The following is a 24,758-nucleotide window of genomic DNA, read 5'->3' on the forward strand; positions in this document are numbered from 1 at the left end:
ATTCGGGACTTAAAATCGTTTTCATATTCCCGACCGCAATCACCTCGCGTTCCCTCTGAGCCTGTCGAAAGGCGGACGGCACGCTCTTTGCGGAGGGCCTCCACGTGAACCAGCGCACGCGGCAGTCGCGGCGACTTGTGTGGAGGTGTGATGTCGACTTCGAAGAGTCCTGAGGGCGTTGCTTCCCCCTGGAAGGCGCTGGCCACGGACCTGCCTGCTTCCCTGGTGGTGTTCCTGGTGGCGTTGCCGTTGTGTATGGGAATCGCGCTGGCTTCAGGCGCGCCCATCGTCAGCGGGCTCATCGCGGGTGTGATTGGCGGCATCGTGGTGGGGCTCTTTGGAGGCGTGCCCCTCCAGGTGAGCGGTCCCGCGGCGGGCCTCGCGGTCATGGTGTTTGGCTTCATCCAGCAGATGGGCCTGGCGATGACGTGCGCGGCGGTGGCCGTCGCGGGCGTGGTGCAGATGATTCTCGGTGGGTTGAAGGTGGCGCGCGGCGCGCTCGCCATCTCTCCCGCCGTCATACACGGGATGATGGCCGGCATCGGCATCCTCATCGTCCTGGGGCAGGTCCACATCGTGATGGGCGGCGCGCCGCAGTCGAGCGCGTGGCAGAACGTAAAGGAGCTGCCGGGGCAGATTGCGGAGCTTCATGGCGCCGCGACGCTGCTGGGCCTGCTGACCATCGGCTTGATGGTGGCGTGGCAGTTCGTTCCCGGAAAGTTGAAGAAGGTCCCCGGGCCGCTCGTGGCCGTGGTGAGCGCCACCGCGGCGGCGACCTTCATGGGCGCCGATGTGGCCCGGGTGGACCTGCCGGAGAACATCTTCTCCAGCATCCAGCTGCCCACCTTCCCCAAGGGCGACTGGGTCACCTTCGGCACGGCGGTGCTGTCGCTGGCGCTGGTCGCGAGCGCGGAGTCGCTCTTGAGCGCGGTGGCCACGGACAAGATGCACACGGGCCCCCGTGCGAACCTGGACCGCGAGCTCTTCGGCCAGGGTCTGGCGAACACGATTTCGGGTCTGGCGGGTGGCCTGCCCATCACCGGCGTCATCGTCCGCAGCGCCACCAACATCACCGCCGGCGCGAAGACGCGGCTGTCGGGCACGCTGCACGGCGTGTGGCTGCTCCTGTTCATCACGTTGCTCGGCTCGGTGGCGGGGCTCGTTCCCCTCACCGTGCTGGCGGGGCTGCTCGTCTTCGTCGGCGCCAAGCTGGTGAACGTGCACCACATCCGTGAGCTCCAGAAGCGTGGGGAGCTGGCCGTGTATCTGGTGACGGTGGCCGGCGTGGTGGGCGTCAACCTGCTGGCCGGTATCGGCATGGGCCTGGCGTTCGCGGTGCTGCGCCTGCTGTGGCACCTGGGCAGCATCAAGGTCGACGTGCACCAGCAGGCGCATGCGTCCTATCAGGTACGAATCTCGGGCGCGCTGACGTTCGTCGGCGTCCCCAAGCTGTCCACCGCGCTGGCGCAGGTTCCGTCGGGCTCCAAGGTGGAGCTGGACCTGGCGGTGCAGACGCTGGACCACTCCGGGCACGAAGCCCTGGAGAGCTGGTGTGACACGCATCGCAAGACGGGTGGCTCGGTGTTCGCCGAGTCGCTCGAAGACGTCTGGAGCCGCAAGGGCACGGTGAAGCCGAGCAGCCCCGTGGTCGTTGACGGTCCCAATCACAACTCGCTTGTCTCTGGAGGTGCGCAGTGAGGAAGCTCATTCGCGGTCTGTTGGACTTTCAGCTCAACGCCCGTTCCAGCTACCGGGAGAAGTTCGCGTTGCTGGCGCAGGAGCAGAAGCCGGACTGCCTCTTCATCGCCTGCGCGGACAGCCGCGTGGTGCCCAACCTGCTCGTGTCCACGGACCCGGGCGACCTGTTCGTGGTCCGCAACGTCGGCAACATGGTGGCGCCGTCGGATTCGAAAGGGCAGTCCACGGGCGACCAGTCCGAGGCGGCCGCGCTGGAGTTCTCGCTCCGCAACCTGCCAGTGGAGGACATCGTCGTGTGCGGCCACTCGAACTGCGGCGCGATGAAGGCCATCCTCGCTGGCGGCGTGGGTCCTGAGAACCCGAACCTCAAGGGCTGGCTCGAGCACGGCAAGGACGCGCTCCAGCGGATGGAGGCGAACCCGACGCTGGGTGAGGGCCGGTCGGATTACGATCGCCTGTCCCAGAACAACGTGCTGGTGCAGATAGAGCACATCTCCACCTATCCGTGGGTGAAGGAGCGTCTCGACGCGGGCACCCTGCGGCTGCACGGCTGGTGGTTCGACATTGCCACCGCGCAGGTCCACGCCTGGCGCCCGTTGCTGGGCCGCTTCATCCCCATGGACGAACTGGTGGGCGAAGCCCTGCTGCGCGAGCTGGGCGCGGACACCCACGCCCCCGGCGCGCTCGCCAACGGCAACGGTGCTCAGCGCATCGCGGTGGTGGCCAGCGCGCAGTAGCCCGGTGGAAGCAGGCAACCAGGGGAGCGGCTCGAATCGGGCCATTCTCCTGGTGGCCAAAGGCCGGTGAGGGGGAGAGGATGGGGAGCAGCTTCGATGACTCCCTTCCTCTTCATGCTCGTCGTCCTGGGGTTTTCCGTGGGTGCGGGGCTGTTGGGTTCGCTGCTGGGGATTGGCGGCGGGCTCATCCTGATTCCCGTGCTCACGTTGCTCCTGAAAGTGGACATCCAGTACGCGGTGGGGGCGTCCATCGTCTCCGTCATCGCCACGTCCAGCGGCGCGGCGGCGGCCTACGTGCGCGACCGGATGGCCAACACCCGCGTGGCCATGTTCCTGGAGCTGGCGACCACCGCGGGCGCGCTCAGCGGCGCGTACATGTCCGGGCTGGTGGGTGGGCGCGGCGTGTACCTCGTCTTTGGCGGCGTCATGGCGTGGTCGGCGCTGGTGATGCTGCGGCGGATGCGGGCGAGCGCCGAGGCGCCGGTGCCCGCGGACGCGCTGGCGGACCGGCTGGCGCTGCACGGCAGCTACTGGGATGAGTCGCAGGGCCGTGAGGTGTCCTACCGCGTCACGCGGCCGCTGGCGGGACTGGGGCTGATGTACGTGGCGGGCACGGTGAGCGGCATGCTGGGCATCGGCTCGGGCGCGCTCAAGGTGCCGGCCATGGACCTGGCCATGCGGCTGCCGCTGAAGGTGTCCACGGCCACCAGCAACTTCATGATTGGCGTGACGGCGGCGGCCAGCGCGGGCGTCTACTTCGCGCGCGGCAACATCGACCCGTTCATCGCGGGGCCGGTGTGCGTGGGCGTCACGCTGGGCGCGTGGCTGGGCTCGCGCCACCTGATGGCCCGGGTGAACAGCACGTGGCTGCGCGCGCTCTTCGTGGGCGTGCTGCTGTGGGTGGCCTTCGAGATGCTGCGCAAGGGGTGGGCGTCATGAGCGAGGCACCGAAGCCGGAGCCGCGAAGTCCCGAGGCCGCCGCCGCGGCGGTGCAGGACGGCGAGGACGCTTCGCTGCTCCATCCGGAGCAGCTCATCAGTGACTTGCTGCGGTACGGCGTGGCCGCCAGCCTGGCGTTGGTGACGCTGGGCACCGTGGTGACCTTCTTCCGCCACCCGGACTACCTCGTCTCTTCCGAGGCGTTGCTGCGCCTCACCTCGCCGCACCCGGTGCCGCACACCCTGAGGGACGTCGTGGCGGGGGCGCTGGCCGCCCGGGGCCAGGCGTTCGTCATGGCGGGACTGCTGGTGATGATGGCCGTGCCGGTGATGCGGGTGGCCCTGTCGCTGCTCATCTTCCGCCAGCAGAAGGACCGGCTCTACGTGGGAATCACCGCCACGGTGCTGGCCATGCTCGTCCTGTCCTTCCTGCTGGGCGCGGCGCACTGAGGCGCGTCAGCGCAGGTCGCCGGGGCGCTTCACGGGCTTGCCCGGCGTGGCCCACCACGCGAGCGTGAAGCCGCCGTTCTTCAGGGGATGGAGCGCCAGCGCCGCGCCCTTGCGCAGCTTGTCCGGCAGCTCATGTTCCAGGGCGCGAATGGCCGCGCGCTCCAGCGAGGGGTTGTGGCCCACCAGGGCCCAGCCCGCGCCGCGCTCGCGGCCCAGGTCGACGATGCGCTTGTGCGCGCCGCGCTGGGGTAGCAGGGCGGGGTGGACCTCCACACCGGACACGCCGAAGGCCTCGGCGAGCAGCTCCGCCGTCTGGACGGCGCGCACCAGCGGACTGGTGATGATGCCGCGCAGTGGCGTGAGGCGCGCCAGCTTGCGTGCGTGGTGGCGGAAGGCCGCGCGGCCTTCCGGGGTGAGGGCGCGCGCTTCATCGCCCAGGACGTGAGAGTCCTCCGCGACGGCGTGGCGGATGAACAGCAGCGGCAGCTCGCGTGCAGACATGGTGAGCGCCGTGAATCACTCCGGGCGTCCCCACGCAAGCAACGGACTGGCGACAACGTCTACCCTTCGAAATCGTTGAGCGCGTCCAGGGGCAGCGGCGCCGCGCCCGTCACGGTTCCGTCCAGGTCCGTGGGCAACGAGGCGGGGTCGACCTCCGGGGAGGGACGACTGTCCATGGGCGTGGCCGCGGCGCGCGAGGCGGCCCCTGGCGGCGGGCGGAGCACCGGGCCCGGCGGTGGCAGGCCGGAGTGGCGCCGCGCGGCCTCCATCAGCGCGTTGTGGTGGCGGTAGCGCGCCTCCACCAGCTTGTGGACCAGGAGCGGTCCGCCGGGGACGCGGCGCGCAGTGAGGGCCTGGGTGGCCTTGCGCACCGGGTAGCGCACCCGGCGAATCTGCACCCGCCAGCCCTTGGGCGTGAAGGTGAAGACGCCGTAGGCGGGGCGCAGGTCTCCGTCCCGGGGGATGCCCGCGCTGGCCACGTCCGCGATGAGCATGCGGCCCACGCGGCGGCGGTAGGGGAAGTGCAGGTGCCCGAAGGCGCAGGCCGCCGCGTCCAGGTGGCTGAAGAAGCGGCGCACCGCGACGTCATCCAGCGTGGGGTCCAGCGACTCCTCGAGGTTGCGCGGGTTGGCGTGGCAGACGAAGAGGTCCTGTCCCTTGCGTGGCGTGTAGCGCACGGAGAAGGGCAGGGCGCCCAGCTTCTCCAGCAGCGCGCCGCCCAGCTGGTCCCGCGTCCAGCGCAGCAGCTCCGTCTTCCAGTGGTCCTTCTCCCGGTAGGCACCGCCCAGGTAGTTGCCCGCCAGGTAGCAGTCGGTGTTGCCCATCAGGACGGAGTCACACCGGTCGAAGAGCAGGTCCACCGTCTCCCGGGGATGGGCGCCACGCAGCGCCAGGTCTCCGGCCGCGACGATGTAGTCGGGCGCTACAGAGCGGGCGATGTCCTCGAGGACGGCCTCGCAGGCAGGAAGATTGCCGTGGATGTCCGCGAGGATGGCGACCCGCATGGTCACTCCATCCTACCCTGTCGCCGCGCTCGATGAAGCCGCCAGGGGCAGAAAAATGGTGAAGGTGCTCCCCTCGTTGGGTTCGCTCTCCACCTTGACCTCGCCGTCCATGGCCTGCAGCAGGTGCTTGACGATGGCGAGCCCCAGTCCGGTACCGCCCATGTCCCGGCTGCGGCCCTTGTCCACCCGGTAGAAGCGCTCGAAGATGCGCGACTGGTGCTTGGGCTCGATGCCCACCCCCGTGTCCTTCACCCGCACCACGCAGCGGCCTTGCTCGCACGCACCGTAAACATCCACCCGGCCACCCGCGGGCGTGTACTTCACCGCGTTGTCCAGCAGGTTGAGCAGCACCTGCTCCACGGCCCGGGGGTCCCCCACCGCGAGTAGACCTGGGGGGACATGGAGTGAAACCGCCTGGCCCTTGCCCTCGGCCTTGGGGCGCACGGTGTCGGCGGCGCGGGCGGCGGCGTCGGCCAGGGTGACGCGGGCGAGCTTCAGGCTCACCTCGCGCGACTCCAGGCGGGACAGCTCCAGCAGGTCCTCCACCAGTTCGGACAGGCGTTCGGACTGGCGGTGGATGATTTCCACCATCTTCGGCGCCATGACGGGGTCATTGAGGGCGCCGCCCTGGAGCGTCTCCGCGTAGCCGCGGATGGCGGTGATGGGCGTGCGCAGCTCGTGCGACACGTTGGCCACGAAGTCCTTGCGCACCTTCTCCAGCCGGCGAAGCTCGGTGACGTCGTGGAAGACGGCGGCGCTGCCCGGCAAATCCTTGGCCAGCGGCGTCACCCGGATGGAGAGCGTGCGCGGGAAGTGGCCGTCCAGCGTGAGCTCCAGGTGGCTGGATGCGCTCTCCCGGCAGGCGCGCATCACGGCGTCGTGCAGCGCCTCGTTCCGGATGAGGGCCAGGGGGCGCTGGCCGGTGAGCGGACTGCTCGTGGACGCCAGCAGGGGGCGGAGCGCGTCGTTGTGGCGCACCACCGTGCCCTCCGCGTCCGTCACCCAGACGCCTTCCGTCATGCCGTCCAGCACGGCGGTGAGGGTGCGCGCCTCCTGGGTGAGCGCCGCGTTGCGCGCGGACAGTTGGGCGTGCAGCGAGTCGATGGCGCCTTCGAGCCCGGCCACCTCGTCCAGTCGCTCGGGGACGCCAGGAGCGGCGGGGGGGGCGCCCTCGGCGCGCTCCCGGGTGTGGCGGGCCAGCAGGTCGAGCTGCCGCTGCAGGGTTCCGCGGCTCACGCCCAGGGACATGAGGGAGCCGGCGAGCGCGACGAGCGCCGCGGCGAAGACCTCCTTCGGCCCGTCGAGGAGGGCGACGAGCGTCGCGACGACGACGGCGGGCAGCAGGAGCGGAAGGAGTGTGGCGCGCAGGGGCATGGGCGGGGCGGCCTCACGGAGGGCTGAGCTTGTAGCCCACGCCGCGCACCGTCTCGATGATGTCCCCGGCGGGGCCCAGCTTCTCGCGCAACCGCTTGATGTGCGTGTCCACGGTGCGGGTGTGGATCTCCGCCTGGATGCCCCAGACGTCCGACAGCAGCACCTCGCGCGTCTGCACCCGGTCCGAGCGCTCCAGCAGCGTGCGCAGCAGGCGGAACTCCAGCGCGGTGAGGAGCACTTCCTCGCCTTTCACGCGCACCTGGTGGCGGGTGGTGTCCAGGCTGATGTCGCCGGAGGCGAGCACCGCGGAGGGCCCGTCCTCCGCGTCCGCGCGGCGCAGCACGGCCTTGACGCGCAGGAGGAGCTCGCGGACGGAGAAGGGCTTCACCACGTAGTCGTCCGCGCCCAGCTCCAGGCCCTGCACCCGGTCGGACTCCTGGCCCTTCGCGCTGACGATGATGACGGACGCCTTGCGCAGCTCGGTGTCCGTCTTGAGCATGCGCAGCACCTCGCTGCCCGCCACGTCCGGCAGCATCAGGTCCAGCAGCACCAGGTCTGGCGGATGCGCGCGCGCCTTGGCGAGCCCGCTCGCGCCGGTGCTCGCCGTCTCCGTCTCGAAGCCCGCGGCCCGCAGGTTGTACTCGACGAGACCCGCCAGGTCCTGCTCGTCCTCGATAATCAGGATGCGCGACATGAAGCCCTCTCGAGTCCCTCCGCGCTCAGGGCGCGATGGACGGATTGCAATCTCCACCGGTCAGCGTCAGGGGCGCGGCAATCACCGGGGCGTTGTCGCCCGCGTTGACCTCACGGAGGTAGTTGCAGGAACTCCCCAGGAAGCCGGGCGGGGTCCCCGTGGTGATCGCCTCGATGACGAGCGCGTAATCTCGGCCCACTGGCACATCCACCGCCAGCTCCAGGCTTCCTCCCGACTGGAGGGTCGCCAGGTCCACGGGGAAGCGGAGGGCCCTGCCCTCGCGCCCCTGGGCGTCCTTCAGCACCACCAGGTCGTCACGCCGCACCTGGGTACCCAGGCACGTGCGCTGAATCTCGGTGCAGCTGCGGCTGGAGCCCCGCGACACCACGGCCACCTGCAGGGCCTGGACGTTGTTGGCCACCGCGCGCTCCATCGTCAGGGCGAGCGGAAAGCGGCCCGCGGGCTCGGCGTCAGGGCCGCACGCGCCAAGAAGGCCGAGCAGCAACAGCGGGGACAGGAGGCGCTGGCTCATGGGGCGGGGGGCTCCACGCGGATGGTGATGGGAACGCGGCCCCGCTCTTCGCCGGAGGTCAGCGCCACGATGCCGGCGGTGGCGCCAATGGCCACCGCGCCCACGCCCACCCAGAGCCAGGGGCTCTTGTACCAGGGACGGGAGGACGGGTCGGCGGCGGCGCCGGCGCGCACGGCCCGGGGCGCCACCTGGAAGATGAGCGGCTGGAAGGAGTCTCCCCGGCCCGCGAGCCGGCGCTGCGCCGCGTCCGCGACCTCGAAGTAGTACTCCATCTCGTAGGCCTCGGCCTCGGTGGGCACCTCGTAGGCCGGCAACACCGCGCGGTAGCGCTCGAGGGGGCGGCCGTCGGGGCCTCGCTCACGCGCGAAGTCCACCGAGCTGTAGGCCTCGTCACCGGCGCGCCGGTAGAAGAGGCGCGCGCGGGCGCCCAGCGCCAGGTCCTGGATGGAGGCCTCCACGACGACGGGCTCGCCACCCGGTGGATCAGGGATGGGGTCCACGTCCAGGGTGACGGGGCGGACGCGCCGGCTCTTGATGTCCTCGCGGATGCGCGCGTAGAGGGCGCGCAGCTTGGGCGGGGAGCTGCGGGGGAGCTCGTAGTCCGGCCGGGCCTGGAGCAGCTTCTCGTAGGCGTCGCGCGCCTGGGGCTCGTCCCCCAGGTAGAGGGCCGTGAGGCCCAGCAGGCGGTACATCTCCACCAGCTGATCATCCGTCAGGTCCGGCGCATCCAGGCCTTCCAGGAGGGTGCGACGTGCGTCTTCGAATTCGCCCTGGTCGAACTGCTCGCGGGCCTCGGTGATGGCCGGGCTGGCCGGGCCGAGCTGCAAGAGAACAGGCTCAGGGAAGAGGGGCCGGCTCCAGCCCGGTCGGGCACTCAGGCCCAGCACCAGGATGAGGGCCCACCCGCGCAACCGCCAGCCATGTGCGTGCATCGATTCGAACCTATCAAAACGTTATCGAGAGAATCCACGAAGGCCGGCCCGTCGGGGGTGACGGCGCGGTGACATCTTCGTGGCGGTGTTGCACGAGGGCGTGTTGACGCTGGAGGGGCCACCCTCTATGTTGCGCGCCCCTTTTGGCCTGGAAGTAGCGTAAATGCTCGTAAAGGTTGATCAAATCAAGGACGCAGGGCTGAAGCTCGAGGAGCCCGTCAATCTCGAGCTGCTCGGTGAGACGCTGGGAGGCGCTGCCTCCGGCGAGGATACCGGATTCCGAGCCACGGCCCCGGCGACGTTGAAGGCGTCGCTGCGCAAGCTGAGCGGCGGCGTGCTGCTGGAGGGGCGCTTCACGGTGGACGTCACCAGCCCCTGCAAGCGCTGCCTCGCCGACGTGGCCATGAAGGTCCCCGTGGAGTTCACGCTCAACCTGGTGCCGGAGTCCCTGGCTCGGGGCGACGACTTCAAGGATGACGACGAGAAGGCGATGGAGAAGAAGGAGCGCAGCCAGGGTGAGTCTGGCGGCTCCTTCGAGCTGAACGATGCGGATCAGGAACTCTTCGACGGGAAGACCATCAACCTGGACCCCATCGTCCGGGAGCAGCTCCTGCTGGCCCTGCCGATGAACGCCGTGTGCCGGGACGACTGCAAGGGCTTGTGCTCGCAGTGCGGCGCGAACCGCAACGACGTCGCCTGCACCTGTGACACCCGGCCGGTGGATCCGCGCCTGGCGCCGCTGAAGAACATCAAGCTCAACAACTGAAGTGAGCCTGGAGTGCAGGGCCGCCTCGTGAGAGGGGGCCCTGAAACGACAAGGGCCGCGGCCTCCACTGGATGGAGACGCGGCCCGTCGTGTTTCTCAGCGCCCGGGAAGGGCGCTGTATGCGACTGTGCGTCAGGCCTCGGCCTGAGCGACCACTTCCCGGCCCTTGTACTGGCCACAGGACGTGCAGGCGCGGTGAGGCATCACCGGCTCCTTGCAGTTCGGGCACTTGGTCACCTGCACGGCGCTCCGCAGGTTGTTGTTGGCCGCACGGCGGCGGTCGCGACGCATCTTCGAAGTACGCTTCTTGGGGACACCCACGGCTCACCTCTATATTCGACCCCGACCCGGAGCGTTCGCGCCGGTCCGGACCGGTTGAGTCCAATGTCTTTCGCGCTGTGCCGGGGTCCCCGGCTCCGTGCGCAACACTCTCTGCTCGAAACCGGTCTGGGGCGGTCGCACGAAGGCTCCCGTACTCCATGTCCGGCTTCGGAAGGCGGCGGACCCTAGCGGCTCGAAGCCCCCGAGTCAATGCGGCAACGCGGGAGGGCCCGTTATCTCCCGGGCACCGTCTATCCCGGACGGTGCCCGGTGACAACGTCCATGGCGCGGGCGCCATTCTTCCGGCCGTGCCCCAGGGCGTATCAGCCAGTCGTTGCCCCCCTGCAGGGTTCCTGCTGTGCTGCGCGCCGCCCGCCCCCGGCGGGTGGGATACCGACACCGACAGCCGGCCGGACGCCGGGCGGGCAAGGAGAGGGTGGGGATGAGGCTGGTGCTGGATGCCATGGGCGGCGATCACGCGCCCGCCGCCCCCGTGGAGGGTGGGGTGCTCTTCGCGCGGGCCCACCCCGGCCATGAGGTGCTCCTGGTGGGGGACGAGGCGAAGGTGGCGCCCCTGCTGGGCAAGCTGCGGCCTCCGTCCAATCTCCAGGTCCACCATGCCTCTGAAGTCGTGGAGATGGACGAGCACGCCTCGACCGCCTTCCGCCGCAAGCGGGACTCCTCCCTCCGGGTGGGCTTCGAGCTGGTGCGGGACGGCCGGGCGGAGGCGCTCGTCTCGGCGGGCAACTCCGGCGCCGTCATGGCCGGGGGCCTGCTCACGCTGGGACGGCTGCCGGGCGTGGAGCGCCCCGCCATCGCCGCGCTCTTCCCCGCGCTCAAGGGCGGCGGCCGGTGCCTGCTCCTGGATGCGGGCGCCAACGTGGACTGCAAGCCGTCGCACCTGGCCCAGTTCGCCGTCATGGGGGAGGCCTACGTGCGCGCGCGCATGGGCGTGCCCCGGCCCCGGGTGGCCGTGCTCTCCAATGGTGAGGAGTCCTCCAAGGGGACGCCGCTCACCCGGGAGGTCAGTGGGCTGCTGCGGCGCTCGGATCTGGACTTCGTGGGTTACGTGGAGGGCAAGGACCTCTTCTCCGGCGAGGTGCAGGTGGTGGTGACGGACGGGTTCACCGGAAACGTCGTCCTGAAGACATCCGAGGGTGTGGGCATGGGCGTCATTGGCATGCTGCGTCAGGCCATCGAGCGGCGCGGCGGGCTGGCGGAGAAGGTGGGGGCGATGCTGCTCCAGCCCGCGCTGGCCGGGCTTCGCCGGGTGGTGGACTACGCCGAGTACGGCGGGGCACCCCTGCTGGGCATCCAGGGGGTGGGCATCGTCGCGCATGGGCGCTCCACGCCCCGGGCCCTCTTCAACGCGCTGGGCGCGGCGCTGGCCATGGCGGAGGGGGGCGTGCAGGCGGAGTTGACGCGTTGCATCGGGCGCGCGGCGGCGTGGCTTCCGACCCATCCGAAGGGAAAAAGAGCGACAGACGCGGGCGTTTCCGATTAGAGCCTTCGCCCGGAGCGTGCAGGCCGCCTCGGGTTGGTGGCGGGGCGCCTCGCGGAAATTGCTGGCTCAACCTGGTCAGGTACGGCAACAGGGCGTCCAGCCTGCGGCCCCGGCCGCTGAAGAGGAGGCAGAGTCCGCATGTCGAAGGTCGCGTTCGTGTTCCCCGGGCAAGGCAGCCAGGCCGTGGGGATGGGCAAGGACCTGTATGAGAAGTTCCCCGAGGCCCGGGCCGTGTTCGACGCGGTCGACGCCGCCCTGGGAGAGAAGCTCTCCACCCTCTGCTTCGAGGGCCCGGACGAGGCGCTGAAGCTCACGGCCAACACCCAGCCGGCCATCCTCACGGTGTCGCTGGCGGCGCACGCGGTGTTCGCGAAGCGGGGACCGGCGCCGTCCTTCGTGGCGGGGCACTCGCTGGGCGAGTACTCGGCGCTGGTGGCGGCGGGCGCCATGGACCTGGGCGACGCGGTCCGGGCGGTGCGCGCGCGCGGCACCTTCATGCAGGAGGCGGTGCCCGCGGGCGTGGGCGCCATGGCCGCGGTGCTGGGCCTGGTTCCGGAGAAGGTGAAGGCGGCCTGTGACGCGGCGGCCGAGGGGCAGGTGGTGTCGCCGGCGAACTACAACTCGCCCGAGCAGACGGTCATCGCCGGTGACGCGGCGGCCGTGGAGCGCGCCGGGGTGAAGTGCAAGGAGGCCGGCGCCAAGCGCGTGATGCCCCTGCCGGTGTCCGCCCCCTTCCACTGCGCGCTGATGGCGCCGGTGCAGCCCCGGCTGGCGGAGGTGCTGGGCGGCATCCAGGTGTCCGCGCCGTCCGTGCCGGTGGTGACCAACGTGGAGGCCCGTCCCAACGCGGACGCGTCGCGGGTGGTGCCGCTGCTCCTGGAGCAGGTGAGCTCGCCGGTGCGCTGGATTGAGTGTGTGGAGGCGCTGAAGGCCGAAGGCGTCACCCGCATCATCGAGCTGGGGCCGGGCAAGGTGCTGGTGGGCCTGGTCAAGCGCATCACCAAGGACATCGAGCTGTTCAACGTCGAGGACTCCGCGAGCCTGGACAAGGCGCTCGCGGCACTGGGGGTGGCACCATGAGCGGCTTCAAGGACAAGGTCGTGCTCGTGACGGGTGGCTCGCGCGGCATCGGCCGGGCGTGCGCGGTGGCCTTCGCCAAGGCGGGGGCCTCCACCGTGGTCATCAGCTATGCGGGCAACGAGGCGGCGGCCCAGGAGACGGTGGCCCTGCTCCAGGCGGAGGGCGCCAAGGCGGAGGCCATCCGCTTCGACGTGTCCGACAGCGCCGCCTGCGCCAGCGCCGTGGACGGCATCGTCAAGGGCCACGGCCGGCTGGACGTGCTCGTCAACAACGCGGGCGTCGCGGTGGACGGCCTGGTGATGCGGGTGAAGGACGAGGACTGGGACAAGCAGCTGGACACCAACCTCAAGGGCGCCTTCTCCCTCATCCGCGCCGTCAGCCGGCCCATGATGAAGCAGAAGGGCGGCGCCATCATCAACATCACCTCCGTGGTGGGGGAGATGGGCAACGGCGGTCAGGCGGCCTACTCGGCGTCCAAGGCGGGGCTCATCGGCCTGACCAAGTCCGTGGCGCGCGAGCTGTCCAGCCGGAACATCCGCGTCAACGCCGTGTCCCCCGGCTTCATCGGGACGGACATGACGCATCAGATCAATGACGAGATGCGCCAGAAGATGCTGGAGGGCATCCCCCTGGGGCGGCTGGGCAATCCGGAGGAGGTCGCCGGTGCCGTGCTCTTCCTGGCCGGGGACGCCGCGTCCTACATCACCGGCGAGGTCCTGAAGGTCAACGGCGGAATGTACATGTAACCCACGGTTGGATTGCCGCCGGGCGTGGGATATACCGCGCCCGCTTTCGACATGGTCCGGGAAGCCAGCCGGGCCACATCTGGTTCCTGGAGGGTTCTACACTTATGTCGACGTCAACCATTGAGGCCAAGGTCAAGTCCATCATCGCCGACCAGCTTGGTGTCGGAGAGGATGAGATCAAGCCGGAGTCCTCCTTCATCGAGGACCTGGGCGCGGACAGCCTCGACATCGTGGAGCTCGTCATGGCGATGGAAGAGGAGTTCGAGGTCGAGATTCCCGACGAAGAGGCGGAGAACATCAAGACCGTCAACGACGCCGTCAGCTACATCAACACCCACAAGAAGTAGGCAGCACCACGGCGTGCCGGGGTGCGGGGCGGCGCCGCGTGATGCGCGGCGTCCCCGGTGTCCCAGGCGCCACCGGAGAGGACCGTGTCACAACGTCGAGTCGTCGTCACCGGAACCGGGCTTGTTTCGGCTCTGGGAACCGGAACCGAGAAGAACTGGCAGGCGTTGATCGCCGGCAAGTCGGGTATTGCCCAGGTCACGCGCTTTGACGTTGGCAAAATCGACACGCGCATCGCGGGCGAGGTGAAGGACTTCGAGCCCGAGGCGTTCATCGAAAAGCGCGAAGTGCGCCGGATGGACCTGTATGCGCAGTTCGCGTTGGCCGCCGCGCAGATGGCCGTGACGGAGTCGGGCATTCCCATTGGCCCGGATGCGCCGCACGGCTACACGCCGGAGAAGGTCGGCGTCATCGTCGGCTCGGGCATCGGCGGTATCTCTTCGCTGGAAGAGCAGCACCGCAAGGGGTTGGAGAAGGGGTTCGACCGGTTGTCGCCCTTCTTCATCATCCAGATGATCATCAACATGGCGCCGGGCCTCATCTCCATGCGGTACAACTGCAAGGGGCCGAACTGGGCGCCGGTGTCCGCGTGCGCCACCAGTGCCCACGCCATTGGCGAGGCCTGGAAGTCCATCCGCCTGGGTGAGACGGACGCGGTCATCGCCGGCGGCGCCGAGGCGGCCATCACCCCGCTGGGGCTGGGTGGCTTCTCGGTGATGAAGGCGCTGTCCACGCGCAATGATGATCCGGCCGGGGCCAGCCGTCCCTTCGACAAGGACCGTGACGGCTTCGTCATGGGCGAGGGCGCGGGCATCCTGGTGCTGGAGGAGATGGAGGCCGCGAAGAAGCGCGGCGCCAACATCCTGGCGGAGGTGGTGGGGTACGGTGCCAACTCGGACGCGTACCACGTCACCCAGCCCGCGCCGGAGGGCGAGGGCGCGGCGCGCTGCATGCGGCTGGCGCTCCAGTCCGCAGGGATGAACCCGGAGGACGTGGGCTACATCAACGCTCACGGCACCTCGACGCCGTTCAACGACGCGAACGAGACCAAGGCCATCAAGACGGTGTTCGGCGACCACGCGCGGAAGCTCGCCGTGTCGTCGACCAAGTCGATGACGGGCCACATGCTCGGCGCGGCGGGTGGCTTCGAGGGCGTGGTCAGCGCGCTGGCGCTGGCGCGCAACATCCTGCCGCCCACCATCAACCAGACGACGCCTGATCCGGACTGCGACCTGGACTACGTGCCCAACCAGGCGCGTGAGGTCCGGGTGGACGCGGTGATGAGCAACTCGTTTGGCTTCGGCGGCACCAACGCCGTGCTGGTGTTCAAGCGCTTCTAGCCGTCTCAGGAGAAACCCGCGTGAAAGTCATCCTCGCTTCAGACCACGCGGGCCTGGAGCTCCGGCAGGAGCTGGTGGCCGCGCTCACCGCGCGGGGCGTGGCCCACGAAGACGTGGGTCCCGTCACGCGGGACTCGGTGGACTATCCGGACTTCGCCGCGCGGGTGTCCCGCGCCGTGACGTCCGGGGAGGCCACCCTGGGCGTGCTGGTGTGTGGCACCGGTATTGGCATGAGCATCGTCGCCAACAAGCACAAGGGCATCCGGGCGGCCCTGTGCACCACGGAGTTCGAGGCCCGGATGGCCCGGGCCCACAATGACGCCAACGTGCTGTGCCTGGGCCAGCGCGTGGTGGGGGCCGGCGTGGGCCGCGCCATCCTGGAGGCGTTCCTCAGCACTGCTTTCGAAGGCGGCCGCCACGAGCGGCGCGTCCAGATGATTCGCGAGGCCGAGTCCCAGGGCTAACGGCCCCGCCGTACCCGTCGTTCGAGGGAGTCCGCCATGGAGAACATCCGTACGCTGGCCGAAGTGGACCCGGAGATTGCCCGCGTCCTCCGCGAGGAGACCCAGCGCCAGGAGGAAGGGCTGGAGCTCATCGCCTCGGAGAACTTCGTCTCTCCGGCGGTGATGGAGGCGGTGGGCTCGGTGCTCACCAACAAGTACGCGGAAGGCTACCCCGGCAAGCGCTACTACGGCGGCTGCGAGGTGGTGGACGTCGCGGAGAACCTGGCCATCGCCCGCGCCAAGGACCTGTTCGGCGCGGACGCGGTCAACGTGCAGGCGCACTCCGGCAGCCAGGCCAACATGGGCGCCTTCATGGCGCTGATGAAGCCGGGCGACACCATGCTGTCGCTGGACCTCAACTCCGGCGGCCACCTCACCCACGGCGCCACGTTCAACTTCTCCGGCAAGCTCTACAAGGTCGTCCACTACGGCCTGACGCGTGACACGGAGACCATCGACTTCGCACAGGTGGAGTCGCTGGCCAAGGAGCACAAGCCGAAGGTCATCGTCGTGGGCGCCAGTGCGTACCCGCGCACGCTGGACTTCGCGAAGTTCCGTGAGATCGCCGACGCGGTGGGCGCGGCGATGCTGGTGGACATGGCGCACATCGCCGGCCTGGTGGCCGCGGGCGTGCACCCCTCGCCGGTGCCGGTGGCGGACATCGTCACCAGCACCACGCACAAGACGCTGCGCGGTCCGCGGGGCGGCCTGGTGCTGAGCCGCGAGCCCTACGCCAAGGCCATCAACAGCCAGATCTTCCCCGGCATCCAGGGCGGCCCGCTGATGCACGTCATCGCCGGCAAGGCGGTGGCCTTCAAGGAGGCCCTGTCGCCGGAGTTCAAGGCGTACCAGCGGCAGATTGTCGCCAACGCGAAGGCGCTGGCGGAGGCGCTCCAGCGCGCGGGCCTGCGGCTGACGTCCGGTGGCACGGACAACCACCTGATGCTGGTGGACCTGCGCCCCAAGAAGCTCACGGGCAAGGTGGCCGAAGAGGTGCTGGACAAGGCCGGCATCACCGTGAACAAGAACATGATTCCGTTCGACCCGGAGAAGCCGATGACCACGTCCGGCATCCGGGTGGGCACGCCGGCCATCACCACGCGCGGCATGCGCGAGGCGGAGATGGCGGTGGTGGGGCGGCTCATCGGCGAGGCGCTGGACGCCGCGCAGGACGACGCCGCGCTGGCCCGCATCAAGGGGCAGGTGAAGGAGCTTTCGCAGGGGTTCCCGCTCTACGCCTCGCGGTTGAAGTAGATTGGCGGGCCGTACCCTTCCATGCGCTGCCCCTTCTGTCAGGACGCCGAGAACAAGGTCATCGACTCCCGTGAGTCACACGAGGGCTCCGTCATCCGGCGGCGCCGCGAGTGCCTGACCTGCAAGCGCCGCTTCACCACGTATGAGCGGGTGGAGGAGCTCTACCCGCTCATCGTGAAGAAGGATGGGCGGCGCGAGGCGTTCGACCGGGAGAAGATCGTCAACGGGCTGAAGAAGGCGTGTGAGAAGCGGCCCGTGTCCGCGGATCAGCTCGAGGAGACGGTGGTCGCCATCGAGCGGCAGCTGCAGGGCATGGGCGAGAAGGAAGTGCCCTCGTCCGTCATCGGCGAGGAGATCATGCGCCGGCTGCGGCAGCTGGACGAGGTGGCCTATGTCCGCTTCGCGTCCGTGTACCGCAGCTTCCGCGACATCGCGGAGTTCATGGACGAGCTGAAGGCCCTGCGCGAGGCGGAGGCGCGCGAGCAGCGCCAGGCGCCTCCCTCGGCACCGGTGGACAAGGGCGGTTAGAGAAAGCACATGCGGCTGTTGACACGGGCAAGGTTGGAAGCGACACGGGCGCCCCGGGCGAAGCGAGCGGCGGATTTCGACCGGGCGGTGGCTGAGTTCTTCATGCGCATCGCGCTGGAGGAAGCCGCCAAGGGCCTGGGCCGCACCAGCCCCAACCCCGTCGTGGGCGCGGTGCTGGTGAAGGGCGGGCGCATCATCGCCCGCGGCTACCACAAGAAGGCGGGCAGCGCGCACGCGGAAGTCGTCGCGCTGGAGGCGGCCGGTGCGCGCGCCAAGGGCGCGGACCTCTACACCACGCTGGAGCCGTGCGACCACTACGGGCGTACCCCGCCGTGCAGCATGGCCATCATCGAGGCGGGCGTCCGGCGCGTCATCTGCGCGTCGGCGGACCCCAACCCGAAGGTGAGTGGCAAGGGCGTGGCGCGGATGCGGCGCGCCGGCCTCAAGGTCCTCACGGGCGTGCTCGCGGAGGATGCGGACCGCCTCAACCGGCCTTTCTTCAAGATGATCCGCACGGGCCTGCCCTGGGTGACGCTCAAGGCGGCGGTGACGCTGGACGGGAAGCTGGCCACCGCGACCGGTGACTCGCGCTGGGTGACGGGGGCGCCGGCGCGCGCCTGGGTCCACCGGCTGCGGGACTCGGTGGACGTCATCCTGGTGGGCGCCAACACCGTCCGGAAGGACGACCCGAAGCTGACCACGCGGCTGCCCGGAGGCGGTGGGAAGGACCCGCTGCGCGTGGTGGTGGACAGCCACCTGCGCCTGTCCCCGGGCTACACCCTCTTCACGCAGCGCAGCCCCGCGCGCACCGTGGTGGCCACGCTGGAGGACCCGGAGGGCCGCAAGGCGCGGCGCTTCCTGGCCCAGGGCGTGGACGTCTGGCAGCTCCGCGAGAAGGCGGGACAGGTGGACCTCAAGGCCCTGCTGCGGCGGCTGGCGAAGGGGGGCCACAACCACGTCATGGTGGAGGGCGGCGCGGAGATGTACGGCTCCTTCCTGCGTGGGCACCTGGCGGATTCGCTGGCGCTGTTCCTGGCGCCCAAGCTGATTGGCAGCCCGGGCCTGTCGTGGGCCGGCGACCTGGGAGTGAAGGAGATGGCCCAGGCCCTGGCGGTGAAGGACCTCGCCTTCGAACGCCACGGTGACGACATCCTGCTCCAGGCGCTGCTGTAGGACACGAGCGGCCGTGGGCGCAGGCGGGGCCGGTCCGTTATAAGCGGCCCCATGTTTACCGGCCTCATTCAGGACCTTGGCAGGGTGGAGCGCGTCATTCCCGGCGGGATGACCGACCTGTGGATTCACACCTCGCTGGGCGCGGCGGCCTTCGAGCTGGGCGAGTCGATTGCCGTCAACGGCGCCTGCCTCACGGTGGTGGAGCGCACCGGCGACAGCTTCCGCGTGCAGGCCGCGCCGGAGACGCTGCGCCGGACGACGCTGGGCTCCGTGAAGCCCGGAGACCAGGTGAACCTGGAGCGGGCCCTGGCGCTGGGGGACCGGCTGGGTGGGCACCTGGTCTCTGGCCACGTGGACGCCGTCAGCGAGGTGCTGGAGACGTACCCGGAGGGAGGCTCCTGGGTGATGGGGTTCCGGCTGCCGGAGGAACTGGCGCCGTACTTCATCGAGAAGGGCTCGGTGGCCATCGACGGCATCAGCCTCACCGTCAACACGGTGGAGGCGGACCGGTTCCGGGTGCAGCTCATCCCGGAGACGCAGGAGCGCACCACCTTGAAGGCGCGGGGCGTGGGGTCGAAGGTGAATCTGGAGGCGGACCAGATAGGGAAGTACGTGGCGCGGCTGTTCGCGCTCCAGCGGGGCCAGGGGGCTCCCGGGGGAGGTGGCGGGCTGACGGCGGCGGCCATCGCGGCTGCGGGGTTTGGCACGCCGTAGCAGGCGACGCCGGGCCCCGGGGTGGTGTAGGAAGCGCGGCATGCCTCGCTACTTCGACGGTGACTTTCTACCCCCCAAGGGCCGTTTCGCCATCTGCGTGGCCCGCTTCAACGGCTTCATCACCGAGGAGCTGGCCAAGGGCGCCGTGGACACGCTGGTGCGCCACGGCGTGGCCGACGCGGACATCGACGTGTACCGCTGCCCCGGAACCTATGAGCTGCCCGGTCTGGTCCGGCGCGTGACTGAGACGCGGCAGTACGTGGGCGTCATCACCCTGGGCGCCGTCATCCGGGGCGGGACGCCGCACTTCGACTACGTGGCCGGCGAGTGCGCCAAGGGCATTGGCGCGGTGGCCTTCGAGGCCGCGGCCGCCACCCCCGCCACGACGGTGACGTTTGGCGTGCTGACGACGGACACGGTGGAACAGGCCATCGACCGGGCGGGCGTGAAGGCGGGGAACAAGGGAGCGGAGGCCACACTGGCCTGCATCGAGATGGTCAATCTGTACGCGAAGATGTCGGCGACGGACGGAAGGAAGGCGTAAGCCATGGGCGCGCGAAGAACGGGACGTGAGCGTGCGCTGCAGGCGCTCTACCAGTTGGAGATGGCCACCGCGACGACGGCGGAGGCGCTGGAGTCGGCCTGGTCGGCCGCCGAGGAGAGCAGCAAGAGGGACCCGGACGCGGTGAAGTTCGCCCGGGAACTGGTGGAAGGTGTGCAGTCCCACCGGGACGAAATCGACCAGCTCATCGAGCGCCACAGCCACAACTGGCGCCTGGACCGCATGTCGCGCATCGACCGGAACGTGCTGCGACTGGGCATCTTCGAGCTGAAGTACCGCCCGGACATCCCCCGCAAGGTGTCCATCAACGAGGCGGTGGAGCTGGGGAAGAACTTCGGCAATGAAGAATCGAGCGCGTTCGTCAACGGGCTCCTGGACCGCGTCGCGGTCGCCTTGAACAAGCCGTGAGCCGCTGACGCCAGCCGCGAGGGACGCGCCGTGAGCCAGACGACGACGCACGACATTGGATTGGAGGGCCTGGACACGCTCGGCGGGGTGGACGCGCTCTGCCTCTTCATCGCCGAGGATGACCGGCCCCTGCCGTCCTCCGCGGGCTTCGTGGACTGGCGGCTGTGTGGCTCGCTCTCGCGGGTGCTCAAGGCCGGCTTCTTCACGGGCGCGAAGGATGACTGGCTGCTGCTGCCCTCGGACGGGAAGCTGGCGGTGCCCCGTATCTTCGTCGTGGGGCTGGGCGCGCGTCAGCGACTGGACGCGGGCACGTTGAACGACGCGATGGCTGAAGCGGGACGGGTGCTGTCCAAGGCCCGGGTGGAGTCCGTGGCGCTGGAAGTGCCCGCCGGTGGCCAGGTGGAGGACGCCGCGCGGGTCGCGGCTTTCCAGAAGGGCTTCCTGCCTGCGTTCAAGGGCGAACGGGTGGCCGTCCTGGCGGACAAGGGACTCGTCAAGTCGCTGCCTGCACGCAAGGGCTGACGCTCGGCGGGCGGGCGGGCCTTCTGCTAGCATGTCTCGCCCGGGGCGAGCGCACATGCGTGTCAAGGTGTTGATTGTCGAGGACTCGAAAGCATCGCGCGAGTACATCGCCGCGATGGTCGAGGCCGTGGAGGGCGTCGAGGTGGTGGTGACCTCGAGCGGCTTCGAGGCCCTGAAGCTGCTGCCGCGTCACCGCTTCGAGCTCATCATCACCGACATCAACATGCCTGACATCAACGGGCTGGAGCTCATCAACTTCGTCAAGAAGAACCCCAACTACCGCGAAGTGCCGCTCTTCATCATCACCACGGAGGGGCGCGATCAAGACCGCGAGCGCGGGCTCGCGCTGGGCGCCGCGGAGTATCTGGTCAAGCCCTTCCTCCCCGGGAGCCTCGAAGCGCTCCTGCGGCGCTACCTGAAGCTGCCGTGAGTCCGGGAAGCAAGGCGCTGGCCGAGTTCGTGGCCGAGGCAACGGAGATTCTCGACGCCCTGGCCAGGGACCTGCTCGCGCTCGACGAGCGCCGGGGCTCCGAGGCGGACCCGGACCTGGTCAACGGCATCTTCCGCGCGGCGCATTCGCTCAAGGGGTTGTCCGGGCTGTTCGGCCAGGAGCGCATCTCCCGGCTGGCGCATGGGACGGAGGATCTGCTCGACAGGCTTCGGCTGGGGAAGCTGCTGCTGGACGGCGCGGTCCTGGATGCGCTGATTGAAGCGCTGGATGCGTTCCAGGCGCTGCTGGGCGAGGCCGCTCGCGGCGCGGAGAGCGAAAGCCTGTCCGCCCGCGTGGAGGCGATGGCCGCGCGGATGGCGTCGATGGGCGCTCCGGCGGAGGTTGCTGCGGACGACCCGCTGGACCGGTTGGAGCTGGAGGCGCAGGTCCGCTCCGTCTTCACGGAGTACGAGGAACACCGGCTGCGGGAGAACGTGCGGCGGGGTGTGTCGTTGTGGCGCGTGCGGGCCGCCTTTGATTTGTCCGACTTCGACAAGGGACTGGCGGAGCTCAACGCGAGGCTCAAGCCGCTGGGCGAGGTCATCAGCACGTTGCCGTCCGCGCAGCCGGGTGGCGCGCATGGCATCGCGTTCGACCTGATTTTCGGTGCGCAGGTCGACCGTGTGTCCCTGGAGACGGGACTGAAAGGGACGCCCGCGGAGCTGTCCGCGCTGACGGTGCGCCCGGCCGCGGCGGCCGCGACGAGCGCGCTGCTTCAGGCCGCGCAACCCGCCGCGACGATTCGCGCGTCCGTGGGCGCGAAGTCGGAGACGCGGCCTGGAGACACGGCGACGCACGATGGGGACACTGGCACTGCTCAGGACGCAGCGGCAGGGGCCCTCGCGGCACCTGATGTGCCCGTCCGCGTGGCGGATGCGGCCCCGGAGGCGTCGCGGAAGGGATCAACGCCCTCGCGCGGCTCCCGAGGCACGTCCGCGGACACCAAGGCTTCGCCCGCGGCGGGGCATTCGACGTCGCCCAAGGGCGGCGGCAAGAAGAAGGCTGTACGCGCGACGCCCGCCGCGATGCCTCCCGAGGCGCAGCAGCCGCTCCTTTCGCACGTACCGGAAGACACGGAGCCTGGGCCCCTGGAATGGCCCACGTCGGACGCCGACGTACCTGCCAACTCTGGCGGCTCGCCTTTACCGCCTCCCGCGCCTGGACCCTCCAGCGTGCCCGTCGTCGCCTACCTCCAGGGCGCCGCCAAGGCATCACCCAAGGGGCTCTCGGTGGCCCCAGCGGCACCGGCCGGTGCCCCCGTGAGCACCCCAGCGGCGCTGACGGCGGACACGTCGCTGCGCTCCCTGACGCAGACCGTGCGGGTGGACATCGGTCGTCTGGATGGCCTCATCAACATGGTGGGCGAGCTGCTGCTCATCAAGGCCAACCTCCAGCGGCTCGCGGAGTCCGCGAGGCAGGACGGTGCGGTGGCGCTCTCCAAGCTGTTCGGCCAGGAGCTGGCGCGCGAAACGCGGGGCCTGGAGCGCAAGCTGGAAGCCCTCCAGGAAGGCCTCCTGGAAGCGCGGATGGTCCCCGTTGGCCAGGTGTTCGACAAGCTGGCCCGGCTGGTGCGCCGCATCACCCGCGAGGCGGGCAAGGAAATCGAGCTCGCCATCAGCGGCGGCGAGGTGGAGCTGGACAAGCTCATCGTCGAGGAGCTCAGCGACCCGCTGATGCACCTCATCCGCAACGCCATCGACCACGGTGTCGAATCCCCCGACGCCCGTCTGGCCGCAGGCAAACCCCGGCGCGCGGTGGTGGGCCTGCGCGCCGAGCAGAAGGGCAACCACGTCGTCATCGAGGTGAGTGACGACGGCTCCGGTATCGACGAGTTGCGCGTGCGCGAGGTGGCCATCACGCGCGGCCTCATCACCTTCGCGCAAGCCCAGGAGATGAGCCGGAGGGAGCTGCTCAACCTCATCTTCCAGCCCGGCTTCTCCACCGCCCGCAGCGTGTCCGAGCTCTCCGGCCGGGGCGTCGGCCTGGACGTGGTGAAGAACAACCTGGGCAATCTGTCGGGCATCATCGACGTGTGGAGCGAGCGCGGAAAGGGCACCGCCTTCCACCTCACGCTCCCCGTCACGCTGGCCATCATTCGCGCGCTGCTGGTGGGCGTCAGTGGCCGCACCTACGCGGTGCCGCTCAACAGCGTGCTGGAAATCATCTCCGTCCAGCCCAAGGAAATCCGCACCGTGGAGCGGCGCGAGGTCCTGGACCTGCGCGGACAGACGTTGCCCTTCGTGCGGCTGTCTCGCATGTTCGCCCTGCCGGAGCGCCCGGTGAGTCGCCACTTCGTGGTGGTGGTGGGCCTGGCCCAGGAGCGCCTGGGCATCGCGGTGGACGAATTGCACGGTCAGCAGGACATCGTCACCAAGCCCCTGGGGGGCCGGCTCCAGTCCGTCCGGGGCATCTCCGGCGCCACCGAACTGGGCAACCGGCGCACCGTCCTGGTGCTGGACGTGGCGGCGCTCCTGGAAGAGGGCATGGCCGTGGAGCGGCGTCGCGCCTGACCCTCGCTGCGGACGGGCGCGCCGGCTGCTATCCTGCGTCGCTGTGTCCCGGTTCTCGGAACTGCTCGACGACTTCTTCTACCGTCCTGACGAGGACGTCTCCGGGCTCCAGGACTTCGCGGCGGGCAGCGACGGCGTATTGCCCGCGACCCCTGAAGAGGTGCCCGAGGAGTACCTGGCCTTCCGCCTGGAAGGGGAGTGCTACGCGGTCCCCATCCGGGGGGTGCGTGAAATCTCCAAGGTCCCGCCGCTGACGGAGATTCCCCGCGCCGAGCCTCAGCTCCTGGGGGTGATGAACCTGCGCGGTGAGCTGCTGCCCGTGTACGACGTCAAGGTGCGGCTGCGGCTGGCGGAGCGGGCGCCCCTGGTCGCCGGGCCCGACGCGCCGGCGCCGCCCCGGAGTGCTCGCATCCTCGTGCTGCGCACCGAGACGGGGCCCGCGGGGGTGTGGGTGGATGGCGTGGTGGGCGTGGTGAAGCTCAAGCCGTCCATGCTGGAGGCACCGCCACCGGGGATGCGCGTGGGTGACAGGGATTGCGTGGTGGGCATGGGCCGGCGTGGCCCCATGCTCTACATCCTCTTGGACGCGGAACAGGCGCTCGCTCCATGAAGGACTCCGTCAACCTGCTGTCGCGGCGTCCCCACGTGGTCCCGGATGAAGTGTCCTCGGCCGCGGACACGGTGGTGCAACTCTGTGCCTTCTTCATCGGCGCGGAGGAGTACGTGCTGGACATCATGCGGGTGGAGGAAATCCTCCCGCTCCAGCGCATCACCCCCATCCCCCACGCCCCGGCGTTCGTGGAGGGTGTGCTCCATCTGCGCGGCCTCATCCTGCCGGCGGTGGACCTGCGGTGCCGGCTCCTGGGCGCGCCGGGGCTGGAGACGCCGAAGACGCGGCTGCTGGTCTGCAAGCTGGGCACGCGGCGCGTGGCGGTGAAGGTGGACCGGGTGGCGGAGGTACTGCGCGTGCGGCGTGGCGACATCAAGCCCGCGCCCGCGCTGAGGGTGGCGGGACACACGCCCTTTGTCGTCGGTGTCTGTGGACCACCGGACCGGCTCCGGCTGCTGCTGGACCTCAAGGCATTGCTGCGCGTGGAGTTGGAGCGCGAGTCTTCAAGGAACACGACGTAGG

At 69.8% G+C, this 24,758-nt stretch carries 29 protein-coding genes; 22 read left to right on the forward strand and 7 right to left on the reverse strand.

Annotation, left to right across the window (positions count from 1 at the left end):
• The first annotated feature begins 150 nt into the window (after window positions 1-150).
• From FL344_RS15425 to FL344_RS15440, 4 genes are all read left to right on the forward strand, one after another.
• Window positions 151-1,698, forward strand: coding sequence for a SulP family inorganic anion transporter (locus FL344_RS15425; RefSeq protein WP_141619073.1), 1,548 nt, complete (start codon window positions 151-153; stop codon window positions 1,696-1,698).
• Complete coding sequence (locus tag FL344_RS15430) at window positions 1,695-2,435, forward strand: carbonic anhydrase (RefSeq protein WP_141590836.1); 741 nt, start codon at window positions 1,695-1,697, stop codon at window positions 2,433-2,435. Before FL344_RS15425 ends, FL344_RS15430 begins: the two co-directional genes overlap by 4 nt.
• A gap of 96 nt (window positions 2,436-2,531) precedes the next feature.
• Window positions 2,532-3,374 carry a sulfite exporter TauE/SafE family protein gene (locus FL344_RS15435; protein ID WP_141590838.1) on the forward strand — a complete coding sequence of 281 codons (843 nt, stop codon included), beginning with the start codon at window positions 2,532-2,534 and terminating at the stop codon, window positions 3,372-3,374.
• Window positions 3,371-3,823, forward strand: a complete 453-nt coding sequence (locus FL344_RS15440; protein WP_194863121.1) for a DUF1634 domain-containing protein — start codon at window positions 3,371-3,373, stop codon at window positions 3,821-3,823. The genes FL344_RS15435 and FL344_RS15440 overlap by 4 nt, the downstream gene beginning before the upstream one ends.
• Before the next feature lie 6 nt (window positions 3,824-3,829).
• Here the strand turns inward: FL344_RS15440 and FL344_RS15445 are convergent, their stop codons facing one another.
• From FL344_RS15445 to FL344_RS15470, 6 genes are read right to left on the reverse strand one after another with little or no spacing between them, the layout of a single operon-like run.
• Window positions 3,830-4,324 carry a histidine phosphatase family protein gene (locus tag FL344_RS15445; RefSeq protein ID WP_011554767.1) on the reverse strand — a complete coding sequence of 165 codons (495 nt, stop codon included), beginning with the start codon at window positions 4,322-4,324 and terminating at the stop codon, window positions 3,830-3,832.
• 59 nt (window positions 4,325-4,383) lie between these two features.
• Window positions 4,384-5,328 carry a metallophosphoesterase gene (locus FL344_RS15450; protein ID WP_140793614.1) on the reverse strand — a complete coding sequence of 315 codons (945 nt, stop codon included), beginning with the start codon at window positions 5,326-5,328 and terminating at the stop codon, window positions 4,384-4,386.
• Between the two features lie 12 nt (window positions 5,329-5,340).
• Window positions 5,341-6,702, reverse strand: a complete 1,362-nt coding sequence (locus tag FL344_RS15455) for a cell wall metabolism sensor histidine kinase WalK (RefSeq protein WP_141619075.1) — start codon at window positions 6,700-6,702, stop codon at window positions 5,341-5,343.
• Window positions 6,703-6,715: 13 nt separating this feature from the next.
• The gene (locus FL344_RS15460; RefSeq protein ID WP_141590843.1) at window positions 6,716-7,396 is read right to left on the reverse strand and encodes a response regulator; all 681 of its coding nucleotides are present in this window, start codon (window positions 7,394-7,396) and stop codon (window positions 6,716-6,718) included.
• Window positions 7,397-7,421: 25 nt separating this feature from the next.
• Window positions 7,422-7,928: a hypothetical protein gene (locus tag FL344_RS15465; protein WP_141619076.1), complete on the reverse strand. Its 507-nt coding sequence runs from the start codon at window positions 7,926-7,928 to the stop codon at window positions 7,422-7,424.
• Window positions 7,925-8,860, reverse strand: a complete 936-nt coding sequence (locus tag FL344_RS15470) for a lipopolysaccharide assembly protein LapB (RefSeq protein WP_141619077.1) — start codon at window positions 8,858-8,860, stop codon at window positions 7,925-7,927. Before FL344_RS15470 ends, FL344_RS15465 begins: the two co-directional genes overlap by 4 nt.
• A gap of 163 nt (window positions 8,861-9,023) precedes the next feature.
• Here FL344_RS15470 and FL344_RS15475 point away from each other — a divergent pair, with 163 nt between their 5' ends.
• The gene (locus FL344_RS15475) at window positions 9,024-9,626 is read left to right on the forward strand and encodes a DUF177 domain-containing protein (protein ID WP_141619078.1); all 603 of its coding nucleotides are present in this window, start codon (window positions 9,024-9,026) and stop codon (window positions 9,624-9,626) included.
• A 132-nt stretch (window positions 9,627-9,758) separates the two neighbouring features.
• Here FL344_RS15475 and rpmF read toward each other — a convergent pair whose 3' ends face one another.
• The gene (rpmF, locus tag FL344_RS15480) at window positions 9,759-9,947 is read right to left on the reverse strand and encodes a 50S ribosomal protein L32 (protein ID WP_011554760.1); all 189 of its coding nucleotides are present in this window, start codon (window positions 9,945-9,947) and stop codon (window positions 9,759-9,761) included.
• A gap of 442 nt (window positions 9,948-10,389) precedes the next feature.
• Between rpmF and plsX the strand changes: the two genes are divergently transcribed.
• The 17 genes from plsX to FL344_RS15565 all read left to right on the forward strand — a co-directional run bounded on the left by plsX (window position 10,390) and on the right by FL344_RS15565 (window position 24,757).
• On the forward strand, window positions 10,390-11,451 hold the full coding sequence (plsX, locus tag FL344_RS15485) for a phosphate acyltransferase PlsX (RefSeq protein ID WP_141590850.1): 1,062 nt from the start codon (window positions 10,390-10,392) through the stop codon (window positions 11,449-11,451).
• A gap of 138 nt (window positions 11,452-11,589) precedes the next feature.
• Window positions 11,590-12,531: an ACP S-malonyltransferase gene (gene fabD / locus FL344_RS15490; protein WP_090495524.1), complete on the forward strand. Its 942-nt coding sequence runs from the start codon at window positions 11,590-11,592 to the stop codon at window positions 12,529-12,531.
• Window positions 12,528-13,277 (forward strand): 3-oxoacyl-[acyl-carrier-protein] reductase, encoded by a 750-nt coding sequence (gene fabG, locus FL344_RS15495; RefSeq protein WP_011554757.1) that lies wholly within the window; start codon window positions 12,528-12,530, stop codon window positions 13,275-13,277. The genes fabD and fabG overlap by 4 nt, the downstream gene beginning before the upstream one ends.
• Before the next feature lie 104 nt (window positions 13,278-13,381).
• Window positions 13,382-13,624 (forward strand): acyl carrier protein, encoded by a 243-nt coding sequence (acpP, locus tag FL344_RS15500; RefSeq protein WP_011554756.1) that lies wholly within the window; start codon window positions 13,382-13,384, stop codon window positions 13,622-13,624.
• Between the two features lie 84 nt (window positions 13,625-13,708).
• Window positions 13,709-14,962 (forward strand): beta-ketoacyl-ACP synthase II, encoded by a 1,254-nt coding sequence (gene fabF / locus FL344_RS15505; RefSeq protein ID WP_141619079.1) that lies wholly within the window; start codon window positions 13,709-13,711, stop codon window positions 14,960-14,962.
• Between the two features lie 20 nt (window positions 14,963-14,982).
• The gene (gene rpiB, locus FL344_RS15510) at window positions 14,983-15,426 is read left to right on the forward strand and encodes a ribose 5-phosphate isomerase B (RefSeq protein ID WP_011554754.1); all 444 of its coding nucleotides are present in this window, start codon (window positions 14,983-14,985) and stop codon (window positions 15,424-15,426) included.
• Window positions 15,427-15,462: 36 nt separating this feature from the next.
• Window positions 15,463-16,719, forward strand: coding sequence for a serine hydroxymethyltransferase (glyA, locus tag FL344_RS15515; protein ID WP_141619080.1), 1,257 nt, complete (start codon window positions 15,463-15,465; stop codon window positions 16,717-16,719).
• Between the two features lie 21 nt (window positions 16,720-16,740).
• A complete protein-coding gene (nrdR, locus tag FL344_RS15520; protein ID WP_011554752.1) occupies window positions 16,741-17,247 on the forward strand; it encodes a transcriptional regulator NrdR in 507 nt (168 codons plus the stop codon).
• Between the two features lie 9 nt (window positions 17,248-17,256).
• The gene (ribD, locus tag FL344_RS15525; protein ID WP_141619081.1) at window positions 17,257-18,420 is read left to right on the forward strand and encodes a bifunctional diaminohydroxyphosphoribosylaminopyrimidine deaminase/5-amino-6-(5-phosphoribosylamino)uracil reductase RibD; all 1,164 of its coding nucleotides are present in this window, start codon (window positions 17,257-17,259) and stop codon (window positions 18,418-18,420) included.
• Between the two features lie 51 nt (window positions 18,421-18,471).
• Window positions 18,472-19,134, forward strand: a complete 663-nt coding sequence (locus FL344_RS15530; RefSeq protein WP_141619082.1) for a riboflavin synthase — start codon at window positions 18,472-18,474, stop codon at window positions 19,132-19,134.
• 40 nt (window positions 19,135-19,174) lie between these two features.
• Complete coding sequence (ribH, locus tag FL344_RS15535) at window positions 19,175-19,678, forward strand: 6,7-dimethyl-8-ribityllumazine synthase (protein WP_020478482.1); 504 nt, start codon at window positions 19,175-19,177, stop codon at window positions 19,676-19,678.
• Between the two features lie 3 nt (window positions 19,679-19,681).
• On the forward strand, window positions 19,682-20,104 hold the full coding sequence (gene nusB / locus FL344_RS15540; protein ID WP_141590860.1) for a transcription antitermination factor NusB: 423 nt from the start codon (window positions 19,682-19,684) through the stop codon (window positions 20,102-20,104).
• A gap of 30 nt (window positions 20,105-20,134) precedes the next feature.
• The gene (locus FL344_RS15545) at window positions 20,135-20,626 is read left to right on the forward strand and encodes a M17 family peptidase N-terminal domain-containing protein (protein WP_141590862.1); all 492 of its coding nucleotides are present in this window, start codon (window positions 20,135-20,137) and stop codon (window positions 20,624-20,626) included.
• A 55-nt stretch (window positions 20,627-20,681) separates the two neighbouring features.
• Entirely contained in the window at window positions 20,682-21,056 is a 375-nt protein-coding gene (locus FL344_RS15550; RefSeq protein WP_011554746.1) for a response regulator, read from the forward strand.
• The gene (locus FL344_RS15555) at window positions 21,053-23,626 is read left to right on the forward strand and encodes a chemotaxis protein CheA (RefSeq protein ID WP_141619083.1); all 2,574 of its coding nucleotides are present in this window, start codon (window positions 21,053-21,055) and stop codon (window positions 23,624-23,626) included. The genes FL344_RS15550 and FL344_RS15555 overlap by 4 nt, the downstream gene beginning before the upstream one ends.
• A gap of 43 nt (window positions 23,627-23,669) precedes the next feature.
• On the forward strand, window positions 23,670-24,236 hold the full coding sequence (locus FL344_RS15560) for a chemotaxis protein CheW (protein ID WP_141619084.1): 567 nt from the start codon (window positions 23,670-23,672) through the stop codon (window positions 24,234-24,236).
• On the forward strand, window positions 24,233-24,757 hold the full coding sequence (locus FL344_RS15565) for a chemotaxis protein CheW (protein WP_141619085.1): 525 nt from the start codon (window positions 24,233-24,235) through the stop codon (window positions 24,755-24,757). Before FL344_RS15560 ends, FL344_RS15565 begins: the two co-directional genes overlap by 4 nt.
• Window position 24,758: the final 1 nt, after the last annotated feature.

This window comes from Myxococcus sp. AB036A, assembly GCF_006547355.1.
Classification (GTDB): Bacteria; Myxococcota; Myxococcia; order Myxococcales; family Myxococcaceae; genus Myxococcus; species Myxococcus virescens.